General features: G+C 38.6%; 19 protein-coding genes and 1 other annotated feature. Of the genes, 11 read left to right on the plus strand and 8 right to left on the minus strand.

Translation table 11 applies throughout. From position 1 onward, the window contains the following. Positions 1-28 precede the first annotated feature (28 nt). The 4 genes from J2S07_RS14030 to J2S07_RS14045 all read left to right on the plus strand — a co-directional run bounded on the left by J2S07_RS14030 (position 29) and on the right by J2S07_RS14045 (position 3,283). Positions 29-415, plus strand: a complete 387-nt coding sequence (locus tag J2S07_RS14030) for a hypothetical protein (protein WP_307151040.1) — start codon at positions 29-31, stop codon at positions 413-415. Between the two features lie 12 nt (positions 416-427). Beyond that, positions 428-1,378, plus strand: a complete 951-nt coding sequence (locus J2S07_RS14035) for a hypothetical protein (protein WP_307151041.1) — start codon at positions 428-430, stop codon at positions 1,376-1,378. 26 nt (positions 1,379-1,404) lie between these two features. After that, a complete protein-coding gene (locus J2S07_RS14040) occupies positions 1,405-2,139 on the plus strand; it encodes a hypothetical protein (protein ID WP_307151042.1) in 735 nt (244 codons plus the stop codon). Positions 2,140-2,521: 382 nt separating this feature from the next. Further along, positions 2,522-3,283 carry a restriction endonuclease gene (locus tag J2S07_RS14045; RefSeq protein ID WP_307151043.1) on the plus strand — a complete coding sequence of 254 codons (762 nt, stop codon included), beginning with the start codon at positions 2,522-2,524 and terminating at the stop codon, positions 3,281-3,283. A gap of 175 nt (positions 3,284-3,458) precedes the next feature. Here the strand turns inward: J2S07_RS14045 and J2S07_RS14050 are convergent, their stop codons facing one another. Next, complete coding sequence (locus J2S07_RS14050; RefSeq protein ID WP_307151044.1) at positions 3,459-4,346, minus strand: hypothetical protein; 888 nt, start codon at positions 4,344-4,346, stop codon at positions 3,459-3,461. A gap of 252 nt (positions 4,347-4,598) precedes the next feature. Beyond that, positions 4,599-5,441, minus strand: coding sequence for a DUF5677 domain-containing protein (locus J2S07_RS14055; protein WP_307151045.1), 843 nt, complete (start codon positions 5,439-5,441; stop codon positions 4,599-4,601). Positions 5,442-5,605: 164 nt separating this feature from the next. Here J2S07_RS14055 and J2S07_RS14060 point away from each other — a divergent pair, with 164 nt between their 5' ends. From J2S07_RS14060 to J2S07_RS14090, 7 genes are all read left to right on the plus strand, one after another. Then, positions 5,606-7,048, plus strand: a complete 1,443-nt coding sequence (locus tag J2S07_RS14060) for a DDE-type integrase/transposase/recombinase (RefSeq protein WP_307151046.1) — start codon at positions 5,606-5,608, stop codon at positions 7,046-7,048. Between the two features lie 1,063 nt (positions 7,049-8,111). Next, a complete protein-coding gene (locus J2S07_RS14065; RefSeq protein ID WP_307151047.1) occupies positions 8,112-9,248 on the plus strand; it encodes a site-specific integrase in 1,137 nt (378 codons plus the stop codon). A 400-nt stretch (positions 9,249-9,648) separates the two neighbouring features. Further along, complete coding sequence (nirB, locus tag J2S07_RS14070) at positions 9,649-12,060, plus strand: nitrite reductase large subunit NirB (protein WP_307151048.1); 2,412 nt, start codon at positions 9,649-9,651, stop codon at positions 12,058-12,060. Positions 12,061-12,066: 6 nt separating this feature from the next. Then, a complete protein-coding gene (nirD, locus tag J2S07_RS14075) occupies positions 12,067-12,381 on the plus strand; it encodes a nitrite reductase small subunit NirD (protein ID WP_307151049.1) in 315 nt (104 codons plus the stop codon). 39 nt (positions 12,382-12,420) lie between these two features. Beyond that, positions 12,421-13,863, plus strand: a complete 1,443-nt coding sequence (cobA, locus tag J2S07_RS14080; protein ID WP_307151050.1) for a uroporphyrinogen-III C-methyltransferase — start codon at positions 12,421-12,423, stop codon at positions 13,861-13,863. 3 nt (positions 13,864-13,866) lie between these two features. Next, positions 13,867-14,592, plus strand: coding sequence for a sirohydrochlorin chelatase (locus J2S07_RS14085; RefSeq protein ID WP_307151051.1), 726 nt, complete (start codon positions 13,867-13,869; stop codon positions 14,590-14,592). Then, positions 14,555-15,175: an NAD(P)-binding protein gene (locus J2S07_RS14090; RefSeq protein ID WP_307151052.1), complete on the plus strand. Its 621-nt coding sequence runs from the start codon at positions 14,555-14,557 to the stop codon at positions 15,173-15,175. The genes J2S07_RS14085 and J2S07_RS14090 overlap by 38 nt, the downstream gene beginning before the upstream one ends. Positions 15,176-15,996: 821 nt before the next feature. On the opposite strand, the gene floT is transcribed toward J2S07_RS14090, so the two are convergent. The 6 genes from floT to J2S07_RS14120 all read right to left on the minus strand — a co-directional run bounded on the left by floT (position 15,997) and on the right by J2S07_RS14120 (position 24,195). Further along, the gene (floT, locus tag J2S07_RS14095; RefSeq protein WP_307151053.1) at positions 15,997-17,517 is read right to left on the minus strand and encodes a flotillin lipid rafts scaffold protein FloT; all 1,521 of its coding nucleotides are present in this window, start codon (positions 17,515-17,517) and stop codon (positions 15,997-15,999) included. 11 nt (positions 17,518-17,528) lie between these two features. Further along, the gene (locus J2S07_RS14100) at positions 17,529-18,065 is read right to left on the minus strand and encodes an NfeD family protein (RefSeq protein WP_307151054.1); all 537 of its coding nucleotides are present in this window, start codon (positions 18,063-18,065) and stop codon (positions 17,529-17,531) included. Positions 18,066-18,238: 173 nt separating this feature from the next. Continuing rightward, positions 18,239-19,495 (minus strand): tyrosine--tRNA ligase, encoded by a 1,257-nt coding sequence (tyrS, locus tag J2S07_RS14105; protein WP_307151055.1) that lies wholly within the window; start codon positions 19,493-19,495, stop codon positions 18,239-18,241. 137 nt (positions 19,496-19,632) lie between these two features. Beyond that, positions 19,633-19,865, minus strand: a binding site (T-box leader). Positions 19,866-19,937: 72 nt separating this feature from the next. Continuing rightward, entirely contained in the window at positions 19,938-20,441 is a 504-nt protein-coding gene (locus J2S07_RS14110) for a hypothetical protein (RefSeq protein ID WP_307151056.1), read from the minus strand. Between the two features lie 3 nt (positions 20,442-20,444). Continuing rightward, entirely contained in the window at positions 20,445-21,140 is a 696-nt protein-coding gene (locus tag J2S07_RS14115) for a hypothetical protein (RefSeq protein ID WP_307151057.1), read from the minus strand. A 10-nt stretch (positions 21,141-21,150) separates the two neighbouring features. After that, on the minus strand, positions 21,151-24,195 hold the full coding sequence (locus J2S07_RS14120; RefSeq protein ID WP_307151058.1) for a helicase HerA domain-containing protein: 3,045 nt from the start codon (positions 24,193-24,195) through the stop codon (positions 21,151-21,153). Positions 24,196-24,209 lie beyond the last annotated feature (14 nt).

A 24,209-nucleotide genomic window follows, 5' to 3' on the forward strand; every position in this document is an offset into this window, starting at 1 on the left:
GAAAAATTTGAAATTGAGGTGATGAAAATTGAACTGTTTTCTTGCCGTGTGTAAAGATCGTCCAAATGATCCGAAGCAATTTTTTTATACGATATATTTTGTCAATAATACAAATTTAATAATCGAAGAAATATTTTATGAAACTGGAGCATTTATGTCCGAAGATGATGATCTCATTGAAACATCAAGACATAAACGTAACCTTGGGAAGATCGCATCCAATGATTTTGTTGAAGTTGAAACAGCTGACGAAGGGACTTTCGATTTTGAAATTGATTTTTCATTCAAAATGAAATTTTCAACAGGAAAAGTGGTAAATAAGGCATTTTCCATAGGAAAATATTTAAGAAATGCAACCAAATCTGATTCCATACCTGTCCTTCTTAAAGCGGGTTATACGATAAAAGAAAGGTGAGGTAATCATACCATGTATATAAAATTTGAGCCGATTTCTCCCATCGATCAAAAGCAGTTTATAGAATATTGGGCAGAATTATATAATTATGATCCGAAACATCCACTTTGCAACAAACTATATGATGAAAACATAATAAAAGAAGAATACAGTGAAAAAGATATATTTGCTCTATATGCTTGGAAAAACGGTATGGCTCTAAGCAAGAAGAAAGCGGAAGCCGTAAAACAGATCGTTTTAAACCTAGACCGGATAAACGAATTAAAAAAATCTAATCAAACTGATTTGTATTCATCTTTATATTTTATTCCTGATGGAGTTTGGAAGTTATTTTTACTCCATATCATTAATCCAGCTTATTATCCTATATTCGATCAACATACATACCGAGCATATCAATACATAAAGAGCGATATGATTTTAGAGATGCCAAAAGATAAATCTATCATGATTAAATTTTATTTAAATGACTACATCCCTTTTATTCATGAATACATTCAGGATAGTGATTATGATCTGAGAAGAATGAACATAAGAAAAATGGACAAAGCCCTATTTGCATTTGGAAGGTTTTTGAAAAGTCCTTTTGTAAAAATGATAAATAATCCCTTAGATACTGAATTGATTTTGAGCATCTTCTCATCTGTTTATTCCCATAGAGAAAAGGGAACCTATCAATTTTCATTGTTACTCGAAACGTATTTGACTGAAAATCCTGATCATATTGAAGATGTTTGCCATGTTTTAGAAAAAAGGGATTTTTATATGCAAGATATAAATTATGATAAGAGATGGGAAATGGGTCGGTTTTTAATGGATCAATTCGGCATTCAATTCGAGCAATCTGAAGGATCTGAATTGATATTTTCGTTATGCTTGGCGATTAAAAATGCATTTTCATTAACGGATAACAATATTGGTAAGTTGCTTGAGATAGCAATCTCAAAAAAATATTTAAGATAGAAATAATATTTTGGAAGGAGCATCCCATGAGTTGGTTTCATGAACGTGCAGCTTATGCTGAACATATGAAATATAGAGAAAAGAATCCTAACCGCTATGTAGTAAAACATGGGACAAATAAACATTCAGATCATAGTAAAGTTTTGTCTAATGATTTAATACTTAATCAAAGCTTAGTGGATACCCTTTTTTGTCAAATTATGTCCTTAATACCATCAAAGTCCATGTCGCTCCCACTCTCAATTGAGATTTGTTTTGAAAATAACTGGTTGGAACATAAAGATAATGACAGTTCAGTAATCGGAAGCTTTTTGCCATATAAATTATTTCAGCATGGAAAATTACTACGTGAAGGTCGAATGCTACTTTCTAATTGGGGAAATCGGGGTGAACCTGCTTCTGTATATGAAGATGCCTTTTCACGATTCCTTATCATTGAATTGAAAAAACAAAGATCAACAAATAATTATGATGGGCTAACTCAATATGGATTTCATAAATTCTTGAATGCAAGATATGCAAAGCTGTTGCCTGAATACAAAATACTCGGTGTCGGAAAGGAACTAAAGCCAAGAATTTTAAATATACTAGTTGACAATTTTGAACTGAAAGTATCAGGAGATTTTATCATTTTACCCGAAGTAGAAATTAAAAAGGATAGTGATAAGGATTTATTGAATTTTATACAGCAATTATTTGTTGTTGGCCTTGCAAAAGAGTTCAGTCGTGGAAGATTATCTGAGATGCAATTAGACAAATAGAATAAATTAATCACTACTCTATAACAATAGTAATCTCAATATTTACAGAAAAACGAACTTCCAAGATGGAGTTCGTTTTTTATTCCAATAAAAACTTTGTCGTATAATTAATATCAATGCCACTATCTTATTACTATCTCTTTAGATGTACGAACCGAATAAGCTAATTCGCTTAACACCATATTTTCTTTCTACGCATTTAATTTAACAATTCATCAAAAATTTCCTACTCCGATAACATATCTTCAACGACATATCTCGGTATTAATTACGATTCGTTGTATATCCGAGTAAGATTTCATTAACTATTTGAAACCAAAATATTGATATCTTATAATTTAGTAAGATCTATTAAACATTGTAGTTTATGGAGGATTTTGTATTGGAAATTATTCACGAACCGCCCTATAGCTGGCAAGATTTAGAACTAATAGTTGCGAAAATATTAAATCAATGTGGATTTGATGCTGAGCGTGGCAAACAGATATCAACCGTAAGAGGTACTGTTGATATCGATGTGTTCGCAAAGGATAACAATAGCACACCTTCATCAGAATACCTAATCGAATGTAAATATTGGAACACTGATATCCCTCAAACGGTTATTCACTCCTTTAGAACGGTTGTTAATGATTATGGTTCACAGCACGGTCTAATCATTGCTAAAAAAGGGTTTCAATCAGGAGCATATGAGGCAGCTAATAACACAAATATACAGTTACTTTCTTGGAATGAGTTTTTATCATTATTTGAAAAACGCTGGTTACAAAACAGAATAAGAAGTATTCATCATACAGCAAAACCATTGCATATTTATACTGATCCTTTAGATGTTTCTGACTATCTGGATACTCTCACTAAAAGTGAAATATCACAGTACCAAAAGTTATGCAAAGAATATATCGGGTATAGTATTTATTCTCATAAGATTACTTTTGGAGAAATCGCAAGTATGTCATTGTCACATAAAGAACAAATAGACAACATTATTCAAACGGCTCAGAAGCATTTTGATGACTATTCTTTTAATAATTACACTGATTTCTTTGAACTTATAGAACAAAAATGTTTGGAGGGAATTCAGCTATTTGAAGAGCTTTTCAAGAATACTGATGCAATACTCCACGTTCAAAAATATAGTTAATCTTGCTCTATAATGTGAAAAAAATGGCGCTTATTCCTTACTGAAGGAAAGCGTCCGATTGTGGAAAAATCAATATATTATATTTATAGTAAAGTATCATGAACTAATCTGCACTCTACAAATTAATAAAGTTACAGAATAATACATTACTTACCATCATTTTAAAAAATCCAATTTAATTGTCGACCACTATACCATTTTTATAAAATTCCCATATCCAATCAGATATGATATTTCCATTGTAATCACTTAACATATATGAATCGTTAAAACTTTCAATTTGTATGTCGTGTAACTGAAGAATAGGATTGTAATAAAATGAAATTTCTTCAGATTTCCTACTATCTTGATATATTTTCTGACTCATTTCTTTCTCAACTTCACCATTATAATAAAGGTAATTTACTATTGCTATTAGAGCATCTCTTTCCGATTCTCCACAACATACGAAACGAAAATCTTCTAATGTACTAATTTTATTTAGAAGGTTATTGTATATTCCCTCATTCATACCATACTTTAAATATAGAGCATATAATAGATATACAGACTCCAAATAACAAGTTATTACAATATCATAGGGCGACTGCATAAGCAAGACCTCTTTGTCTTTTTCTGGAGATGCAACTTTTTTTAGACCAATTCCGGTTTCTTTTCTCATATATTCATCCAAAAGAATATTGTTAGAAATATCTATTTTAAAGTTTATGAGCTTTATTTTTCTGTTTTTTTTATATTTTATTCCTTCTTTTAAATTAAATGTTTTACACTTAACCTTTTTAGATTTTAAAACGTAATAAAAAACAAAATCCTCTATATCATCTAGATTATTTATCCGGAGTTGATTGTCCGCAAATTTATTATATTTAAGCAAACAAACACCTAATGATTTTGAATAACTTAATAAACTTCTATCCTTCGAGTTATTAACCTCTTTTCGAATTTCTGTTGCAATATAACTCTCAAGCTGAGTTACTCTAAGTTCAGGAAGGTCTTTTTCAGGAATATTATATTCTCTATGTTTTCCATTAATATTTGCACTATCTTCTATCCTAAAAAGCATATAGCCTCCTTGAAATCTTATAACATTTTTACCCTTTAAATTTTTTAATACTAAAATCTATATTTCATCATAGCTAGTTATTTGTTCAGGTGAAATATCTACTTCATCTTTTACATATAGGCGTATTTTGACCAAGTTGACCACATTTCATCTTCTTCCACGTAGCTAAACCTAAATTTGAAAAGATCCTTTCCTTATTCATGAAAACGAGCCTGATTATCGAAGATTAAGTCTGTGATTATTACCATTTACTCAGGTAGCTGTATGCGAAATAGAATCGTCCAGTAATAAGCCAAATTCATTCGTTTTCTCATGAGCATAATTCGAAATTAATTGGCCAATCATTTCCAATAAAAATGCGCGCCCAAGTCGAATTGGAGTTTCTTCTTGAATCCTGTCTTCATCTCTTAAAGGCAAAATTAAGACCTTACGAGAAGGTTCTTCAAGCGCAACATTTTTAAGTGCATCTGTACCATGTGTTGTAGTACAAAGTCCTCCATATATTAAACGATAGCTGTCCTCTTGACCTAAAAGCTTCGCTAATTGGTAAATAGAAGAAGGGCCTCTAAATAGAGAATACCATCTAGGATCATCATTTCTTTGTCTTGAGAGCAGATTTTGTTTTGCTCGATTCCATTCATTAGAGATTGGTAATAAAGTTGCTACATTAAGAGCATTTTCAATAATTGTTTTCTTAGTTATAAGTTCTGATCTTGGCACATCTGGTTCCAAAATATTATCTGCAATGGCAATATTGAACCAAGAGATTTCTTCTTTCATAGCCCCTACTTTATAGGATAAAGCTCTTTGAATTGATTTAGCTGGATCTTTCCAAATATAGTTTAGACCAAGCTGGGTTTCATAAGCATTTCGAAGTGATGATCTAGATAAAGAAAGGTTACCCTGATCAATTCCAATAAAAACTCCATCCACTTGCTCAATTAGCTGCCTACACAAAGCAAAAACTACAACCTCTGTTTCTGTATAATTCCCTTTCTCTGCGATGTATTCCAGAAGCTCATCCGCAAAAATAATAACCTGACTTAACGAATCCAATAAAGGGTAATCTTTTTCATCTGTTGCAGAATTATTCATATTATTACTCCCTTCTTATTTTACGTATTGTCAAAACTTTTATATTAAATAGGCTATAAAATACCTTGATAGTTGGTTTTATAAGCAAAAAAATTGCCACCCCCTAAATTCTTTGGATAATTGAGGTTACTACACACCCAACAACCAAGAATGGAAGTGACAATTTGTACCCTCAAATTATAACCTATTTATTAACTTTTATAAACTATCAAGAACAACTCATTCGAACATTGCTTACTTTATTGATTGGCAAAAGCATGTTCGAAAAGCCTACTGAACAGCCGGTAAATAAACCCTATCGAAAACTTCAAGTGGACGACCTTCCGGTCATTGAAGTTCTAGAACAGCTTGATTATCGGGTTCTTCTTAGTGAATACCTAGAGAAGAACGGGAAACCTCTTAAACCTGTTCAAAGGCGTAAGAATGCAAAAGTTTCCGTACCTAAATCCATTAACTGTCCAAAGTGTGGTGCTCCATCGGATTATCTTTATGCCAACAATGGAGATAAAGGTCAGTATCAATGCAAGGTGTGTACAGAATTTTTCAGTGAAAAGAACCGTTTTTCTAAGGAGGCCATCCTGAAGTGTCCTCATTGTTCCAAGACCCTCGAGAAAATAAAAGAAAGAAAAGATTTTCACGTGTTCAAGTGCAAAAACAATGACTGTTCTTATTATCAAAAGAAGCTCAATGGGATGTCTTCAAAAGAGAAGAAAAGGTTCAAAAAGGACCCTCAAGCATTTAAATTAAGATACATTTTCCGTCAGTTTTATATCGATTTCCAGCCGTTATCTAAGGAATCACCAGCACTTCCAGCCGTGGATTTATCAAAGATTTATGCATCCCCACATACATTAGGATTGATCCTAACCTATCATGTAAACTATGGCCTTTCGGCCCGTAAAACAGCTGCGATTATGCAGGACGTACACGGAGTGATGATTTCACATCAGACCGTATTGAACTACGAAAATAGCGTAGCTTTATTACTTAAACCTTATGTGGATCACTATCCCTATGAACTTTCTGACCAATTCTGCGGTGATGAAACGTATATCAGAGTAAACGGTCGATGGCATTATTTATTTTTCTTTTTTGACGCTGTAAAAAAGATTATTCTTTCGTATCCGGTGTCGCCTAATCGTGACACAGCAACAGCTATTCGAGCGATTGATGAGGTCTTAGTGAAGATGAAAGAGATTCCAGAGAATCTGACTTTCGTTGTAGATGGAAATCCAATTTATCTCCTAGCTCAACACTTTTTCGCTCAACACGGTATTGCATTCGATGTGAAGCAGGTCATCGGGTTAACCAATGAGGACCCTGTTTCGACCGAATATAGGCCTCTTAAACAAATTATTGAGAGACTCAATCGGACATTTAAGGGTAATTACCGCTCTACTCATGGATTCGGCTCTGAACACGGCTCCGTTTCCTACGTCACTTTATTTACGGCCTACTTTAACTTTCTACGTCCACATGCCGCGTTAGAAGGAAAAGTGCCTGTAGTGAATCCAGAGCTAAATAGGCTTCCCACCATGCCTGCACGTTGGACGAAACTGATAAGTTTAGCCCAACAATGGATCATGGAGCAGCAGAGAACAGCCTAACTTTTTGTTTAGCTGAGCCCTTGGGCCATATCAGCAATCGGCGGAGCGAACTCTTGACAAACCGAACTTGCCAATGGTTTAAAATGGAAATAACCAAGGGCTTATTTGGCATACCTTCTTTTGTTCCCTTCGCCCTTGTTAAACACTCATCAAACCATTGGCGTGTTTGTCAAGAGCGATTGCGGGGCTCTCCCACCTAAAAAATGGGGAAGAAGCTAAACATCTAGGTAGTTTTCATAGAACTTTTGACACTACCTTATTTTATATATAACTAAATACCTTCAAATTCAATATAAAACAGAATTTCTATAAAATACTTGATTCATCTAATCTATAATAGCATAAAAGTATCAACTAGTAGATTTGGGTCCAAAAGTCAACCAAGATACCATAAGTCTTCAAACTTTCAAGATATTCTTATTCAATTAAAGGGATGCTTATATATAGTATCAGCAAAAAAACGTTGATGTGTTGCACCTTTTATCATTGTTTATATGTAACCATAGATAACGGTTAAGGACTTGACTTGGAGCCTCCGTGGGTATGATCTGTCTTGAAAGTCTGAAGCAGGATGTTTCAACAGGCAAACGAGCCTATCATACCCACCACTCCAAGTAAAGTCCTATGTTTGTTAAAGTTGATAACTATAAATACTTACTATAGATAATGTTTCTACAAAGATAGAGAAATGCCATTTTTGCTATCTTTACTTACGTTGAATACGGTAGAAAATCATACTACATATAATGGCCCGATTGTTGAATAATAGCTAATGGCAATTCCCCTACTAAATTGCCATTTAGTTTAAGTACATTTTTTCACAAAATAACATTCATATATGAAATTTCATAACTTGACAATACTTCAATACTTCGGAAAGACATTTTCATTATTTTGGATTATAATTAACTTAAACAAATACTACGTTCAAATAGAATCACTATGCACTTTCTTTCTATCCCTTCACCCATGCTAAAGAAAGGATAGTTAGAATGGAGTATCACAAATCAAAAAAGATCCAGAGCTTTATTATTCCATTAACGATAAAGGTGAAAAACGCTGGATGTTTCGTCACAAATATTATGATTCATTAGGAAAACGTAAAGAGAAAAAAAGACGGGGATTTCTTACCGAGAAAGAAGCATATCAGGCTCTATTAGAAGTAAAATCTAATACACTTAAAGGAGCTATTAAACAAGTAGAGTATTCAAATTTCACCATAGCTGAATGGTTTGATCTTTGGTATGAAACACATGAGTTGGATTGGAAGCCTACCACTCGTCAACAGCGTGAGATGGCCATACGTCTACAAATTAAACCATTGTTAGGTCGTTACAAGCTTCAAGAATTGGATAAAACAACTTATAAACGGGCTTTTATAAATCCGCTTCTTAAAGAATACAAAGTAGAAACTGTAAAGCTATTTCATCGATTATTTAAAATTGGAATAAATGCGGCTGTAGATGATGAAATCCTATCTCGGAACCGTTTTACCAAAATCACTATTCGCAATGAAAAGCAGGAGCTACTTTTCAAGGGAAAAAGTTTAAATGATAATTTCTTAGAAGCGCATGAGTTAAACAAATTATTATCTACCGCAAAAGAGTATGAGAACATCACTAATTACACACTCTTTTTGCTTCTTTCTTATACGGGTTTGCGTCGTGGTAAAGCTTGTGGACTACAGTGGAAGGATATTGACTTTACCAAGAAAACATTAACAGTAGAACGTACCAGAGACAATAAAGGAGTACGATCTCCCAAAACTGATAACAGTTATCGTACCATCTTAATTGATGATATCCTAATCCAACAGTTAAATGGCTATAAGAAATGGTGTAAGGAAACGAAATCGAAATTTGGATACCACCTGATAAATAGTGACTTTATCTTCATCTCTTATCAAAATGGAAATCCCATCACAGATAATACTATTATTTATTCTCTAAGACGGATAACTAAAAAAGCTGGTATAAAACCAATCACTCCACATGGATTAAGACATACACATGCTACACTTCTGCTAAGTCAAGGTAAACGCGCAGCTAGTATTAAGGTAGTTGCTGAGCGACTAGGAAACACACCACAAATGATCCTTGACATATACGGTCATACATTTTTAGATTTAGAAGAAGAGTCCGTTCAGTTATTCTCTGAAAGTCTTAGTGGGGCCAAAACTGGGGCCAATTCCGAGTTATAGTGGTTTAAACGTTGATACATCAGGGGTTGATAGAATCGTTGAATATTACTCTCGTTAATTCAGTCGCTTCCTATAATAGTGATAAAGAAAACCCTAGAAACCTTGATTTATCTATCAATGGTTCTGGGGTTTTTTATTTTTTGTGCTTTCTTGAATAATGTCCCCTGTCTCCCCCATTTTGTTAGCCTAAACACGGAATCAATCCAAAACATTTTACCTTTTTAACAGAGATGTTCCATATTTACCATCCACTAAATTATAGATATATGACAATAATGTGAAGAACATCACATACTCAGATAAAATGTGATCAACTTCACAATAATTAATCCTATTCCCATTTACAATATTGCTATAAAGATTAACATAAGAACCTACTAACTATAGGGAGAGATAATAGATGAAGAAATTAGTCATGATCGGCAATGGAATGGCGGGAGTCAGAACCATTGAAGAAATTCTCAAACTGGCACCGGAACATTTTGAAATTACTATTTTTGGGCAAGAACCCCATCCAAACTATAATCGCATTAAATTATCTAATATTCTACAGGGCGACACAAACTTTGAAGAAATCATTATCAGTCCACTCGATTGGTATAAGGAAAATAATATTCAACTATTTACTGATGAAGCCGTTGTGAACATTGATGTGGAAGCAAAGCGTGTTATGAGCAGCAAAGGCCGTGAAGTTGACTATGATGAATTAATTATTGCAACAGGCTCCAATTCATTCATTCTACCAATTCCAGGTGCAGACAAAATGGGTGTGACAAGTTTTCGTGATATTCATGATTGTGAAGTAATGATCAAAGATGCGAAGAATTATAAAAAAGCGGTCGTCATTGGTGGCGGTCTCCTCGGTCTAGAGGCAGCTAGAGGGTTGCTGAACCTTGGAATGAAGGTGGATGTTGTCCATTTGATGCCACATTTAATGGAGCGCCAGCTTGATCCAATTGCGTCATCCATGCTGAAAGCTGAGCTTGAAGCACAAGGCATGAACTTTTTGATGGAAAAAGAAACAGCTGAAATCTTAGGAAATGAGCGTGTCACTGGACTACGCTTTAAGGACGGTTCTGAGATTGAAGCAGATATGGTTGTGATGGCAGTCGGCATTAAGGCCAATACGGAGGTTGCGAAGAACTCCACCATTGATGTTAATCGTGGGATTGTCGTGAACGACTATATGGAAACGAGTGTACCGCATGTTTATGCAGTCGGAGAATGTGCTGAGCACAGGGGAACTGTATATGGGCTTGTGGCACCATTATATGAACAAGGAAAAGTGCTAGCCAACCGTATTTGTGGCTTGAGCGCAGAGGCGTATGGAGGTTCTATTACCGGAACTCAATTAAAGGTGGCAGGTGTCGATTTATACTCAGCTGGAGAAATTACCGATGATGACCAAACGAAATCCATTATGATCTATAACGATTTCGAAGGGATTTATAAACGAGTGCTTACAAAAAATAACGTGATTGTCGGAATTGTCCTTTATGGGGATACAACGGACAGCACAAGACTTTTCCGTATGCTTACGAAAAAAGAAGATATCAGTGGAGTTTCCATTTTTCATACAAATACCAATGACGCTGCTGCCGATGATATTGCCGAAATGCCAAATGATGAACTCATTTGCGGCTGTAATGGTGTCACAAAAGGAGCGATTGTCGAAGCGATCAAAACACAAGGGCTCACAACACTCGATCAGGTCAGCCATTGCACGAATGCGGGACGCTCATGCGGCCGTTGTAAACCAATGGTCTCAAGCATCCTTGCCCATACACTAGGGGATCAATTTGATGCGGCGGCTGCACAAAAGACAAGCATTTGTGGTTGTACGACCATCAGCCGTGAAGAATTAGTAGAGGAAATTAAGACGAAGGGCTTATCAAGCGTCAAAGAAGTGATGAATGTCTTGGAATGGAACAATGAGGAAGGCTGTACGAAATGCCGCCCTGCCATCAACTACTACCTCGGTATGGTTCACATGGATGAGTACAAGGATGACCGTGATTCCCGTCTCGTCAATGAAAAAATGCATGCCAATATTCAAAAGGATGGTACTTACTCCGTTGTCCCAAGAATGTATGGCGGGGTAACAACAGCAGCAGATTTGAAAAAAATCGCTGAAGTAGCAGAAAAGTATAATGTGCCGTTAGTTAAATTAACAGGCGGCCAGCGGATCGGTCTGTTTGGAGTGAAAAAAGAAGATCTGCCAAGCATGTGGGAAGACCTTGATATGCCATCTGGCTATGCTTACGGAAAAACACTTCGTACCGTTAAGACTTGCGTCGGCGCACAGTTCTGCCGCTATGGTACACAGGATTCCATGGCTCTTGGCATCGAGCTCGAAAAAAAGTTTGAACGTCTCGATACTCCGCATAAAGTCAAAATGGGCGTGTCAGCTTGCCCAAGAAACTGTTCTGAAGCTGGGATTAAAGACATTGGCTTCGTCGGAATTGATGGTGGCTGGGAGATCTATGTTGCTGGTAACGGCGGTGTGGACCTGCGTCCTGGAGATCTACTTTGCACGGTGAAAACAGAGGAAGAAGTCATGGAAATGACAGGTGCTTATCTCCAATATTACCGGGAAACAGCGAACTATTTAGAGCGGACCTCCAAATGGGTCGAACGTGTTGGCTTGGACCATGTGAGAGAAGTATTAGCAGATGAAGTTACGCGCAAGGCCTTAAATGAGCGAATGGACAAAACATTGAATAGATACATCGAGCCATGGAATGAAGCAATTCAGAATGACGCTATTCAAGATAAATATTATACAAAACAAACTATTAAGGTAGGAGAGTGAATCCAAATGGTTAAGACAGTGATTCCGGTGGCAAACGATTCAAAACTACAGGCTCAGACAGGCTATTCTATTAAAATAGATCAAACTGAAATTGCTCTCTTTAAGGTGACAAGCGGCGAGGTTTTTGCACTGGAGAACCGCAGCCCGCATCCGAAGGGCGGAGTGCTTTCAGAAGGACTTGTTAGCGGTAAGTATGTCTACTGCCCGGTTTATGATTGGAAAATCTCACTCGAAAATGGGATGGTTCAGGCGCCGGACGAGGGTCAGGTTCAGACATTTACAGTAGAAAAAGAAGGAGATATTATTTTTCTCATCATATAACATCGAGACAACATGGCAACAAGAAAGGATGGCTGCAACATGAAAACAGGAAAGGTAGTTTTAGTAGGAGCAGGACCCGGAGACCCAGGGCTTATAACAGTAAAGGGATTGAATGCAATTAAGCAAGCGGACGTCATTTTATATGATCGGCTTGCTAATCCAAAGCTATTAGAATTTGCTGAGCCCGATTGTGAATTTATATACTGTGGTAAATTACCGGAACGCCACACTTTACGCCAAGAGAAGATTAATGAACTACTAGTTGAAAAGGCACTAGAGGGAAAAACAGTCATTCGCTTAAAAGGTGGAGATCCAGGTGTATTTGGCCGCGTTGGCGAAGAAGCAGCAGCCCTTGCTCACTACAAAATACCATTCGAAATCGTCCCCGGTATTTCTTCGGGGATTGCAGCCCCTCTTTATGCAGGAATCCCTGTGACCCACCGGGAGCATGCTGAGTCGTTTGCCGTTGTGACCGCCCATGACAAATCTGAAAATGGGAAACCGTTACTCGATTGGGAAGGGCTTGCCCGAGGTGTGGACACAATTGCCTTTTACATGGGTGTTGGTAATTTACCTTATATCTGTGAAAATCTAATCCATCACGGAAAATCAGCTTCGACACCCGTAATTTTGATCCATTGGGGGACATTTGGACGCCAAAAAACATTGCAGGGAACACTCGCTAATATTGCGGAAAGAGCTATAGCGGAGAAGTTTAGTAACCCTTCGATCATTCTTGTTGGCGATGTCATTTCGCTGCGGGAAAAAATCAGCTGGTTTGAGCAAAAGCCATTGTATGGCAGGCAGATCCTCCTTGCCCGCACTGGCGACAGTGTCAGTGAATTAGCACAGGAATTAATGAATCAGGGTGCAGATGTGATTGAATTTCCAAAATGGAAAAGGACGGTACTTTCTATTGATGTAACAAATGTGGCCTCCTATGATCATATTCTCTTCACTTCACCAGAAAGTGTGACAGAGTTTTTTACAGCGCTATTTGAACAAGGGAGCGATATCCGAACCATCCGTGCTAGTCTGTATGGTGCTTCCAGCAAATCAGTAAGAGCATTAAACAAACAAGGATTGATGGCTAATCTTGCTGAAGAGATGCCAGCCACGGGGAAACGACTCATTGTCGGTGACGATGGCATAGTCACTCAAGACAATGCGGACAAATTATATACGAGTAAAAAAGAGCTCGATCAACAGTTCATCCCCATTTTTAAAAGAATGCTAGAGGAAGCTGACGTGAATACAATGATCTTCCCAAGCAGTGCTTCGGTCGCTCAGTTTGTAGAAGGGTTGCGAGAATGTGGGATCGATGCCACTGAACTACTGGCTAATCTGCAGGTTGTTAGCATGGGAAAACAAACAATGGCTGCTGTAGCTGATGCCGGGCTTCCACTATCTGGAATGCCTCCGAAAGCAACAAAGGAAGCTTTAATAAGCTACTTAGCAGGTCGGGCACTAGGAGGAGAATAGAAAATGGATGCGGTTATCTATCTCGCACATGGGAGCCAGCGATCAGCAGCAAATGAGAAATTTGTTGATTTTATTAAAAGAATCATGCAACACTCACCATTATCTATCCAAGCCTATGGATTTCTGGAAAATGCTCAGCCATCCATTGCCCAGACCATAGAGTCCTGTATCGAACAAGGTGCACGTAGAATTACAGTTGTCCCTGTTTTTTTATTACCAGGAATTCATACCAATGTCGATATTCCAATCGAACTTGGACAATATCCTGATGTTATTTTCCACTATGGAAAGCCGCTTGGTGTGGATGACATCATGGTTGATATTCTTGCGGACAAACTTGCTGATGCTGGTTTCGGCGCCCGCGACAATGAAGCAGTATTATTAGTGGGACATGGGAGCCGACTTCCTGAAGCGGGTGCTGAGTTTGAAAGGTTAGCTATTAGTTTAGCTGAGAAAGCAAGATGTAGTGTTCATCCAGCATATGTGACGACGCCTGTTTACTATCAGGAGATAGCAGCAAAATTAGTAGAAAAGAAGATATTTATTCTACCCCACTTCTTGTTTTCTGGTGGCTTTACTGACAAAATGAAAAGAGAACTAGAGTGGGTGGAAGAAAGTATCATTTTCTGCGAACCGGTTGGTTTCAATGAAAGATTAATTCCACTAATTGAAAAACGGGTGGCTGAGGTGCATGATGAATTTAACTTATCCGATTATGTTACACCTTGAAGGAAAAAAGGTAGTGGTCATTGGCGGCGGTAAGGTGGCGGAAAGAAAAGTTTGCGGCTTATTGGACACTGGGGCTCTTATTACAGTCATTAGCCCTGAAGCGACAGATGAATTACAAAAGCTAGCTCGCACTGGGCAGATCCTCTGGGCTAAGCACCGATTTTGTGCAGAGGATATAAAAGATGCATTTATCATCTTCGCGGCAACGAACGACAGGCTTCTCAATCAGCAAGTGAAAGAATCAGCAGCTCCCAGCCAGCTTGTTTTAATGGTCGATAATCCTTGTGAATCAGATTTTCAGTTACCCTCGTCATTCCGCCGTGGACGTCTATCAATTGCTGTTTCAACAGGTGGCGCAAGTCCGACGCTAGCACGGAAAATTCGTACAAGGCTGGAACAGGAATTTGATCCATCCTACGAAGAATATCTTGAGTTTCTGTATTTGAAACGAAAGTGGATCATTAATGAAGTGGCAGACACTGCTTTAAAGAGAAAACTATTAACAGCGATAGCAGATGATGAATTTTTATTCAGCCCTGATCGTGAGGGCGATTTTCAACGGTTATATGAGAGCATGATTTGATAGAGGATACTTGTTTGTATTAGATTTTCCAGTTTATTAGTGAAATCCATTTTTAATAATATCGATAGGTGATTCTTATCTCTTCTTACATAAATCTTCTGTAATGGTGAAATCTAAAAGAAAACAGAAAGAAGAGATGGAGAATTATGATCGTACCCTTGGTTCGAATTGGTTTCATTTTAACGTGGTTGTCGGTTTATTTTCTTCCTAAGAAGACTGTGAAACGGTACCTACCCTCCTCTACAATGGCGGCATTATTAGTGATGACAACTGTGTTTATTGGTACTCATTTTAACGCTTGGAAGGTAAAAGGCGGAACAATAACTAGGATCCTTAACATTCTATCTATCATTTTGGGACCGTTCTCAGTAGGAACACTGTGGATTTTACGTTTCACCTTTGGAAAGTTTTGGTTATATGTGCTTATCAATTTGGTTCAAAACCTAATTTATGCATTTCCAATCCTCAACATCCTCGATAAAATTAATTTCATAAAATATGTTAAGTTTACACGAATTCATCATATAATTGCGTCCATGACTTATGCCATAATCATATATGGCTATCAATTACTTCTAGAAAAGCGTTAAAATTTAATTTATTTGTTAAATGAATCAAAAAGGCTATTGGCTACCGGTTTGGATATTTCTAGTCCAATTTGGTCGCCAATAGCCTTTATTGGATACTCTTTAACTACTTCCCATCCTTTTCGGTCGCCAATCAGCCATATTGGATACCTCTCAAACTGTCGTTAGCTTGGTTCGGGAGCCAATAACCTCTATTGGTTACCTTTATGGGTTTTAAAAAGAGTATTCGGTAACTTATTCCTGATTTTGGTTTGATTTGGACCATTCATTTGACAGCTGTTCAATACTTCCTTTAATATTGCCCTTCCCCGCAAAGGTTTCCAGTAGCTCCTTCATATCGATACCAGATGAAGCTTTAAGGGTTTCTTGCAGTGATGACATTAAGTTTGTTGCATAGCCAGTTACTTTGTTGGCTCCCCCATTTTCGCCGCTGCCACCCGTATCAACAACGGTAATCTTATCAATATTTCCTAATGGACTAGCGATTTCCTTCGCGTACTCAGGTAGCATACGAACGACCATATCGAGAATAGCGGCTTGGCCGTACATTTCGAAGGCTTCGGCGATTTTTCGTTTTGCCTCCGCTTCAGCAAGACCCTTCAGACGAATAATATCTGCATCCGCTTCCCCTTTCGCTCTCTCTGCTTCTGCTTTCGCTAAACCATCTAAACGGATCTTTTCTGCTTCTGCCTTTGCCATCGATTCTACTCGATACTGATTCGCATCGGCCTCTGCTAGCTGCTTCGCTTTATCCGCAGCTGCTGCTTGCTCGACCGCATAACGATCCGCATCTGCCTTCTTTTTCACTTCTGAATCATATTGTCTTTCACGGCGAAGGATTTCCTTCTCTTCCAGCTCAATTTGCTTCTGACGCTCAATGATGCGAATTTGCATCTCCTGCTCCGTGACTTCCTGCTTGGAACGAGCGGTTTCCAAATCATATGCCTGGTCCGCCCGTGCTTTTGCAACATCTTGTTCACGGCGGAAATCAGCCATTTTCATTTGATTTTCTTTTTCTGCCTCTGCAATTTCAGTTGCTCTTTCAAGCTCTGCCTTTTTCGCATCTTTATCAGCTTCTGCTCGTTTGATCCGAGTTTCCTTCTCTGCTTCTGCAGTTGCGATATCAGCATCTCTCTTTACTTGCGCAATACGAGGCTTTCCTAATGATTCTAAATAGCCGTTCTTATCCCTTACGTCTTTAATGGTGAAAGATACGATAACAAGACCCATTTTAGCTAAATCTTGGGATGCCACTCGCTGTACCTCTTGTGAGAACTTATCACGATTTTTATAAATTTCTTCTACTGTCATCGAGCCAAGTATCGAGCGAAGATGACCTTCGAGAACTTCCCTTGCCTCATTTTCTCTTTCATCCTTCGGTTTGCCAAGGAATTGCTCTGCAGCCGTTGCAATTTCCTCTATCGAACTACCAATCTTAATAATCGCCGTTCCGTCAGCCATGACCGGTACACCCTGCTCTGTGTACACCTCAGGAGTTGTGACGTCAAGCTTGCTAGATAGTAAACTCAGAGGCTCAGCTTGTTGAAACACTGGTAAAATAAATGCCCCGCCCCCACGAATGATTTTCACCTTATTGCCCGATTCGTCAACATTGACATTTTTACTTCCTAGATAGCTTCCCGTTACAATCAACGCCTCATCCGGGCCTGCTGTACGGTACTTCGTAATGAATACAGCAATAAGTGCAATTAGTAAAAATACAACAACTCCAATAACAATGAACATTGGTAACATAGTTTCCCCTCCTAGATTAAATAATCTTCTTGGCTCTCATGTGGTACTACATGGAGTACACCATCTTGAACCTCTACTACTAAAACTGTTTTGCCCTCTTCGATCGGTTCGCCCTTAAAGCTCTTTGCGGATTTTGCCACCGTCCCGCTATTGCTTTTTAAAAGGACCTCTCCGTAGCCATCTAGAGGAATGGGGATAATGACCTTCCCTGTTCGACCTCGCAAGGATTTTGTCGTATAGGCTAGGGATTCCTCCGCTGAAGAAAGTGGAACAAGCACAAAAACATTTAATAAAGTATCTAAAACCAATGCAATGACAATTGAAATACCAATAATGAGGAAATTGTTCAGTGAGGTTAATAATTCAAACAAGTATCCACTCGCTGAGAAGAAGGTGATAAAAGCAAGAATTAGAGCCGGGTTCACTGGAAAAACCTCTGCGACGGCTTCAAGAATATCGTTAAATAAAATATAGAGAAGCGTTAAGCCACCTGCAACGATTAGGGTAATTAAGTATACAGACTGTATCGGTGCTCCGAATAGCTCCATCTGTCCTCCCCCTTTCTATGTAATGGAATGCTCTTCCTGGCTTTTCATGTCCGGAAATATCCCCCCTCCTTTCATCATAGCTTTTCGATAACTTATATACGGCTCAATTAGTCAAAGGTTTCAAAAAAGTAATAATATAGACCTACAGATTTTTCCATAGGTCTATTTTGATTTTAGTATTTAATTAAGAAATATTTCTTCTTGCCGCGGCGAATGACGGTAAACTGCCCTTCGATGCGATCGGCATCAGATAATACATATTCAAGGTCTGTCACACGCTCTCCGTTCACATAAATCGCGCCATTGGAAACGTCCTCACGGGCCTGACGCTTTGATGGAGAAATCTTTGAATTAACCAATAATTCAACTAGACCAAGATCTTCATCTGCTCCAGCCTCATAAGAAGGAACATCCTTAAAGCCCTCTTTAATTTCGGCAGCAGTTAGGTTCTTAATGTCACCGCTAAATAAAGCCTCGGTAATTTTGATAGCCTGAGCTAAAGCGTCTTCCCCATGAATCAAACGTGTCATCTCTTCAGCAAGCGCCTTTTGTGCTTTGCGTAAATGCGGTTCCTCTTGAACAGATTGCTCTAAGGCTTCGATTTCTTCCTTAGACAAGAACGTGAAGTATTTTAAGAATTTCACGACTTCTGTATCAGCAGTATTAATCCAGAATTGGTAGAACTCATAAGGGGAAGTCTTCTTCGGATCTAACCAGATGGCTCCACCTTCCGTTTTTCCAAATTTCGTTCCATCCGCCTTTGTTACTAGCGGAATCGTCATTCCAAATGCTTTCGAGTCTTCACTTGTCATTTTTCTAATGAGCTCTAGCCCTGTTGTGATATTCCCCCATTGATCGCTTCCGCCAATTTGGAGCTTACAGCCATACTTTTCATAGAGAAGCTTGAAGTCCATCCCCTGCATGATTGTGTACGTAAATTCAGTAAAAGAAATTCCTGTTTCCAAACGAGACGCAATCGTATCCTTGGCTAGCATATAATTAATTCCGATATGCTTTCCGTAGTCTCGTAGGAAGGTAATGATATTCATCGAAGCAGTCCAGTCGTAGTTGTTAACCATTATGGCCCCGTTTTCGCCTTCAAAATCGAAAATTGCCTTAAGCTGAGCGGTCAAGGCCTCAACATTTTTCTCAACAGTCTCGACCGTTTGCAGAACTCTCTCCTCAGTCGCCTTCGGATCCCCAATTAGACCTGTTGCCCCACCCACAAGAACTATTGGACGATGGCCGGCATTTTGGAATCGTTTCAATGTTAAAAAAGGAAGCAAGTGCCCAATATGTAGGCTGTCGCCTGATGGGTCAGTCCCACAGTACAGCGAGATTTTTTCTTTTTCCAGTACTTCCCTCAAACCTTCTTCATCTGTTTGTTGATAAATAACTCCACGCCATTGTAAATCCTGTAATAAATCCATTTTATTGGCCTCCTGATTCTTATAATCGGCTGGCATGCCCTCTCTTCGCTGTTGCTCCAAACCCCAGGAGCAAAGGCTCGGTCAAGTATACCAACCGATGATTAATTTTCTCATAAAAAAAATCCCTTCGATTAAATCGAAGGGACGTTGTATACGCGGTACCACCCAACTTGAGAACAGTTATTGTTCTCCACTTTAAAAGATAACGGATCATCCGTTTACTGCTAATACTTATCAGGTTCACAGTAAATGCTCCGGGAGGTAATTCATGCCATTCTACATGCACTGACTCGCAGCAGCCGTCAGCTTTCTGTACCAGAGGTAGATGCATTACTGGTGAAAAAATTTCCATTCCCATCTTTGCATTTTATTTAATTGCTATGAAATTTACCATAAAAGCAGGATGTTTGTCAAATATAGTTTTTAATCGAGTACTTCCTATCTATTTAATTCTTTGCAATTCCTTCAAATAATAGCTTCTTAATGATTCTCCTGCAGAAACCTGTTCGATTTCTTCAGAATGCTTTTCCAAAATAGCAGGAATTGTAAAATAGTTTAATGCCACGATTTCAGTATATTTATAGGCTTGAGGAGCTTTCTCAATTTGAATCCTGTTCCCTTTATTCACATTTGTTAGCTCAATTCTACTGTCCTTTAGATATTCATTCAGGAATGCTTCAATCTTGTCCATACTCCACTCAGAGGCCTCAGCACATGAGTAGTGAACTGGATAAAAATCCTCAATCTCGTCCCCTACAAAGCAAAAATCCACCTTATCCTCCAAAGGAATGTAAGAGTTGCTTTCCTCCCACCATTCCCAAAAGGTTGGCTCCTCTATGGAGCAAAAATCTTCGCCCTTATACTTTACCAAAAGAAGCCTTCCATCCTTCCATTTATAAGAACGAATTTCTCCATTTTGGATAAAGAAAAAATACTTGTGAACCATCAATTAACTCTCCTCAGTACGTAATGCTGCCTTCGTCATTTTACCAATTTTACTTTGGATGCTATCTTCACTCATATTCGGATTCATATTTTTCAAACCATTTATAATAGCTGATTCTATCTTTATATCTGTCTTTTCATCCAATCTACCAGTTAAGAAGTCACTCATGTACTTCATATCAGATACGCCGCTTTGCTTAAAAGCATCCATAAATCCTTTTACTTCCAGAGCTTTCATTTCAAGCTGGGCTGCCTTTAGGAGAAACTCAGGAGAGAGACCGAGACCGAATTTTTCTTCTATATTTTTTGCATACAATGTCGTTCCAATCGTACGGCAGGCTAACTGCTCCTCTGGAGACATTTTTTCGAATTTTTCTCGGTCAAATGCAACCTCATTTCGGAGGTACTCAATATATTTTTCTGTGGATGAAAAATCATCCCGTTTGAGTTCTGCATCCTGTGCTTTTGCACCAAGCTCTTCTGCTGTTTCTTTATCTGGCTTTAGACCTAGAATCTCAGCAATTCCACTAACAATTTCTGCGACAATGATAATCGTATAAATGGCTAGCTCAATTTGCGGAAATGGTGCCAATAATTTTGTTGCAAAGCTCGTTACCCCACTACCAAGTGTTGACACAGCACTTCCAATGGCACTGCATACTGCACTAATTCCACTCCCGATTGTTCCCAAAAATCCCATTTGTAACCCCTCATTTCAATAGTTTTAGTTTGCGATAATGTTTATTTACTAGATTCGGCTCAAGGCCGTCTAATAGCTGATTAAAAAATGCAACCACCCGCTCTGTTCTTTCTGCTAAGGAGCACTCCTCCGTTTCCCGGTAATATCGGTTTACCAAATACTGAGAGATAAAATTCAACTCATATTTCTTCACCAATTTCACCAGCTCGAGTGTAAGCGTATCCTCTAGATCACATTTTTTCACAAAATGCTCGTAGGACTTGAAAAAAGTATCCTCTCGAAGCAACTCTAGATAATGCTCCAATTCAGCTATATTCGCTATTTCCGGTAAGGATTCAAGGCCTTGGAAGACACCCCGTCTATATGTACTTCTGTAAAATTCAAGGATGTTTCTTCTAATTTCCTCATCCTTTATAATCAAATCCCCAGTCGTGTTCGTTGTTCGTTCAATTTGAACCTGTATTGCTTTCGGCCAGCCTTGTGTAAATACGACCGCTCTTCCCGTTTCTAAATGGGATAAAAATTGTTTTTGTTCATCGGTTAACGCCATTGTATTCCCGAGAGCATCTTTATCATCCTGGGCAAAGATGCGATGCACGATCTTAGTATTCGTATTTTTCAATACCTCTGGAGTCAGCTTTCCAGGGATCTGATCGACAATTATGAGAGACTCCCCGTATTTCCGTATTTCAGCCAAAATATCGGAAAAAACTTCGACGCCCTGCTTCTTGTTTAAGCTATCTCCAGGCATATACTTACTTAACAATCGATGGGCTTCCTCGATTAGTGTAATATGTTCAAAGGCCCCATGCTGTAAATACTTCGCTTTAATTGCTTCCGTCAAGTTCGTCAAAATAAAGCCCATAATCAATGATTTTTCACTGGCGCTCCGAATTTCCTCGAGCTCCAGAACAACACGGCTGTCCAAAAACTGCCCGAAATCGACTGACCGTTTTGTATTTAGCATAAATCCTTTGGCACCAATTAATAATCCTTGCAGTCTTGCTTTAATCGAACCAATATAATCGTTTTTTAAGCGCTCATCAAAGCCTTGTTCGTGCACGACAACATTGGTTTTTTGAATCAAATCACCCAGTGTTGGAAAGGCAAATACCCCATCAGCAAATGGATCTTCATACATCACATTCTTATTCGTGGCAATATTCCACCCATAATCCTCATAACACTTGTAGATCGCCGCTTCAATAATTTGCGGAATCGCCGCCTCCATTTCAAAGGCAGATTCGATACTCGCCTTAATCATATCCACACGGGACGTGATGCTCTCATGCGGAAAGAATTCAAATGGATTCAAGCGGAATGGTGCTGCTATCTCCCGTCCCAACGTAAAGATGAGCAAATCTGGATATTGCTCGGTCAAAATGCGATATTCTGTCTTTGCTGGCTCGATCACTAAAAATGGAAGTTCACTATCCATTAAGAGCTTCTGGCAGGTCGTAGTTTTCCCGCTTCCGGTCACACCTGTGATGAATAGGTGCTTATTAAGGTTGTCCTTGTCCAGACTGACATCAATCTCTTCAATCACATTCCCGCTTTGAACGACCTTTCCCAGTGTGATCGTGTTGTCTGTCTTATTCGAAAAATTAAGGCCGAATTCAACCTCTTCCCTTAGTGGCAGTCCGACAATTTCCTTTTGCGGAAGTCCGGCAATTAGGCTCAACTCTTTTGTGGAAAGCCAATTTCCGATACATACCTCGCTCTTAGCATTGACATACTGGGAATAAGCCGCCCTAGCCATTTGTTCATTTTGACTGAAGGATTTCCTAGCTTTCCCGTATGGCAATTGAAAGTTTTGCAACGGTTGTAATCGGCTGCGGTCCTTTATTTCATAGACCTTGAGCGGAACCTTGTTCCCCGTCTCCCCAGAGTACAGAGCCTTCACTGTATTTCCTAGTTTGATTAAGCTCCCCTTATTCTGAGTAAAAAGATAAATGGTCGAAACAAAAATTCCTTTGCCCTTCCCATAATCCAACCGTGGAATGATGGCCTCATCCAAGTACTTCAACCAATCCTGTGCTTGCTTATTCACAAACTCAATCGTCGTGCTCGTGGACGTGCCTTCGTTTGTTGAGCTTCCCTTTGTCACCGATTGATTGGTACTGTAGGATTCGGATGAACCAGTGGTGATGCTCACACTCTTGCTTGTGCTTTTTCCAGTTGTTTTCGACCCATTGGAGCCTGTACTGCCGCCTTTTGATTCTGATTTTGAAGAGGAGCTGGATTGGTTAGAAGTACTCGATTGGACACTCTTATTTTCTCCCTTGCTCCATCCCGTTTGTTCGGAGTCGTTTGTTCCACTGCCTTCCTGGTCAGCTCTTGATGTATTTTCCCCCTTCGTCGTCGAAGAACCATTTGAGTTCTGTTCAGTAGTTCCTAATCCTTTACTGATCGAGTCCTGGACACTTCTCTTAGATAGAGGCGTAACCGCTGCATATAAATGATAGAGACTTTCCTCTATTTCAAATATCTCCTCACGGTTCATCGGCTTCGCAATGATCATTAACCCAAATTCATCTCCGAGCATCACGTCGACAAGACGGTCTACCCCTTGAAAATGCTCGTCTTCCTTATTAATCCCAGGGACTCCCTCTAAAAAGGCATTGTTTCTCATGCCTTGTATCTTATGAAGGATCGCTTTCTTTTCTGCAGGCTTTACTTCAGAGACGACACTTCCTCGGAAATTCCCTCTAAGACTTGGCTTTAACACCAATTCCCCAATATCACGAATCTCTAAATCTAGCTCCTCATTTTTATATAAATCTCGAGCGACTCCGAAGTAAAAATGAACCCCTTTTTTGTCACCTAATATAAGATAGATTAAGTTCACACCGTCAATATTTAAAGAACTGATGACATTTTCAAGAGCTTCTTTTCTTGGTGATTTCTCTTCAAAGGTTATTTCCTCAATATGATAAAGGGAAATATCCATTAATTCGAGAGTTTGTGGCTTTTGAAATTGAATACTTTTTTCGTTCCCAAAATACTGATTCGATGGCTCAACAAGAAAATCAAGTGCAAATTTCTCGGCTGTCATCTATGTTCACCTCA

It is taken from the genome of Anoxybacillus andreesenii, assembly GCF_030813005.1.
In the GTDB taxonomy this organism is placed as follows: domain Bacteria; phylum Bacillota; class Bacilli; order Bacillales; family Cytobacillaceae; genus Robertmurraya; species Robertmurraya andreesenii.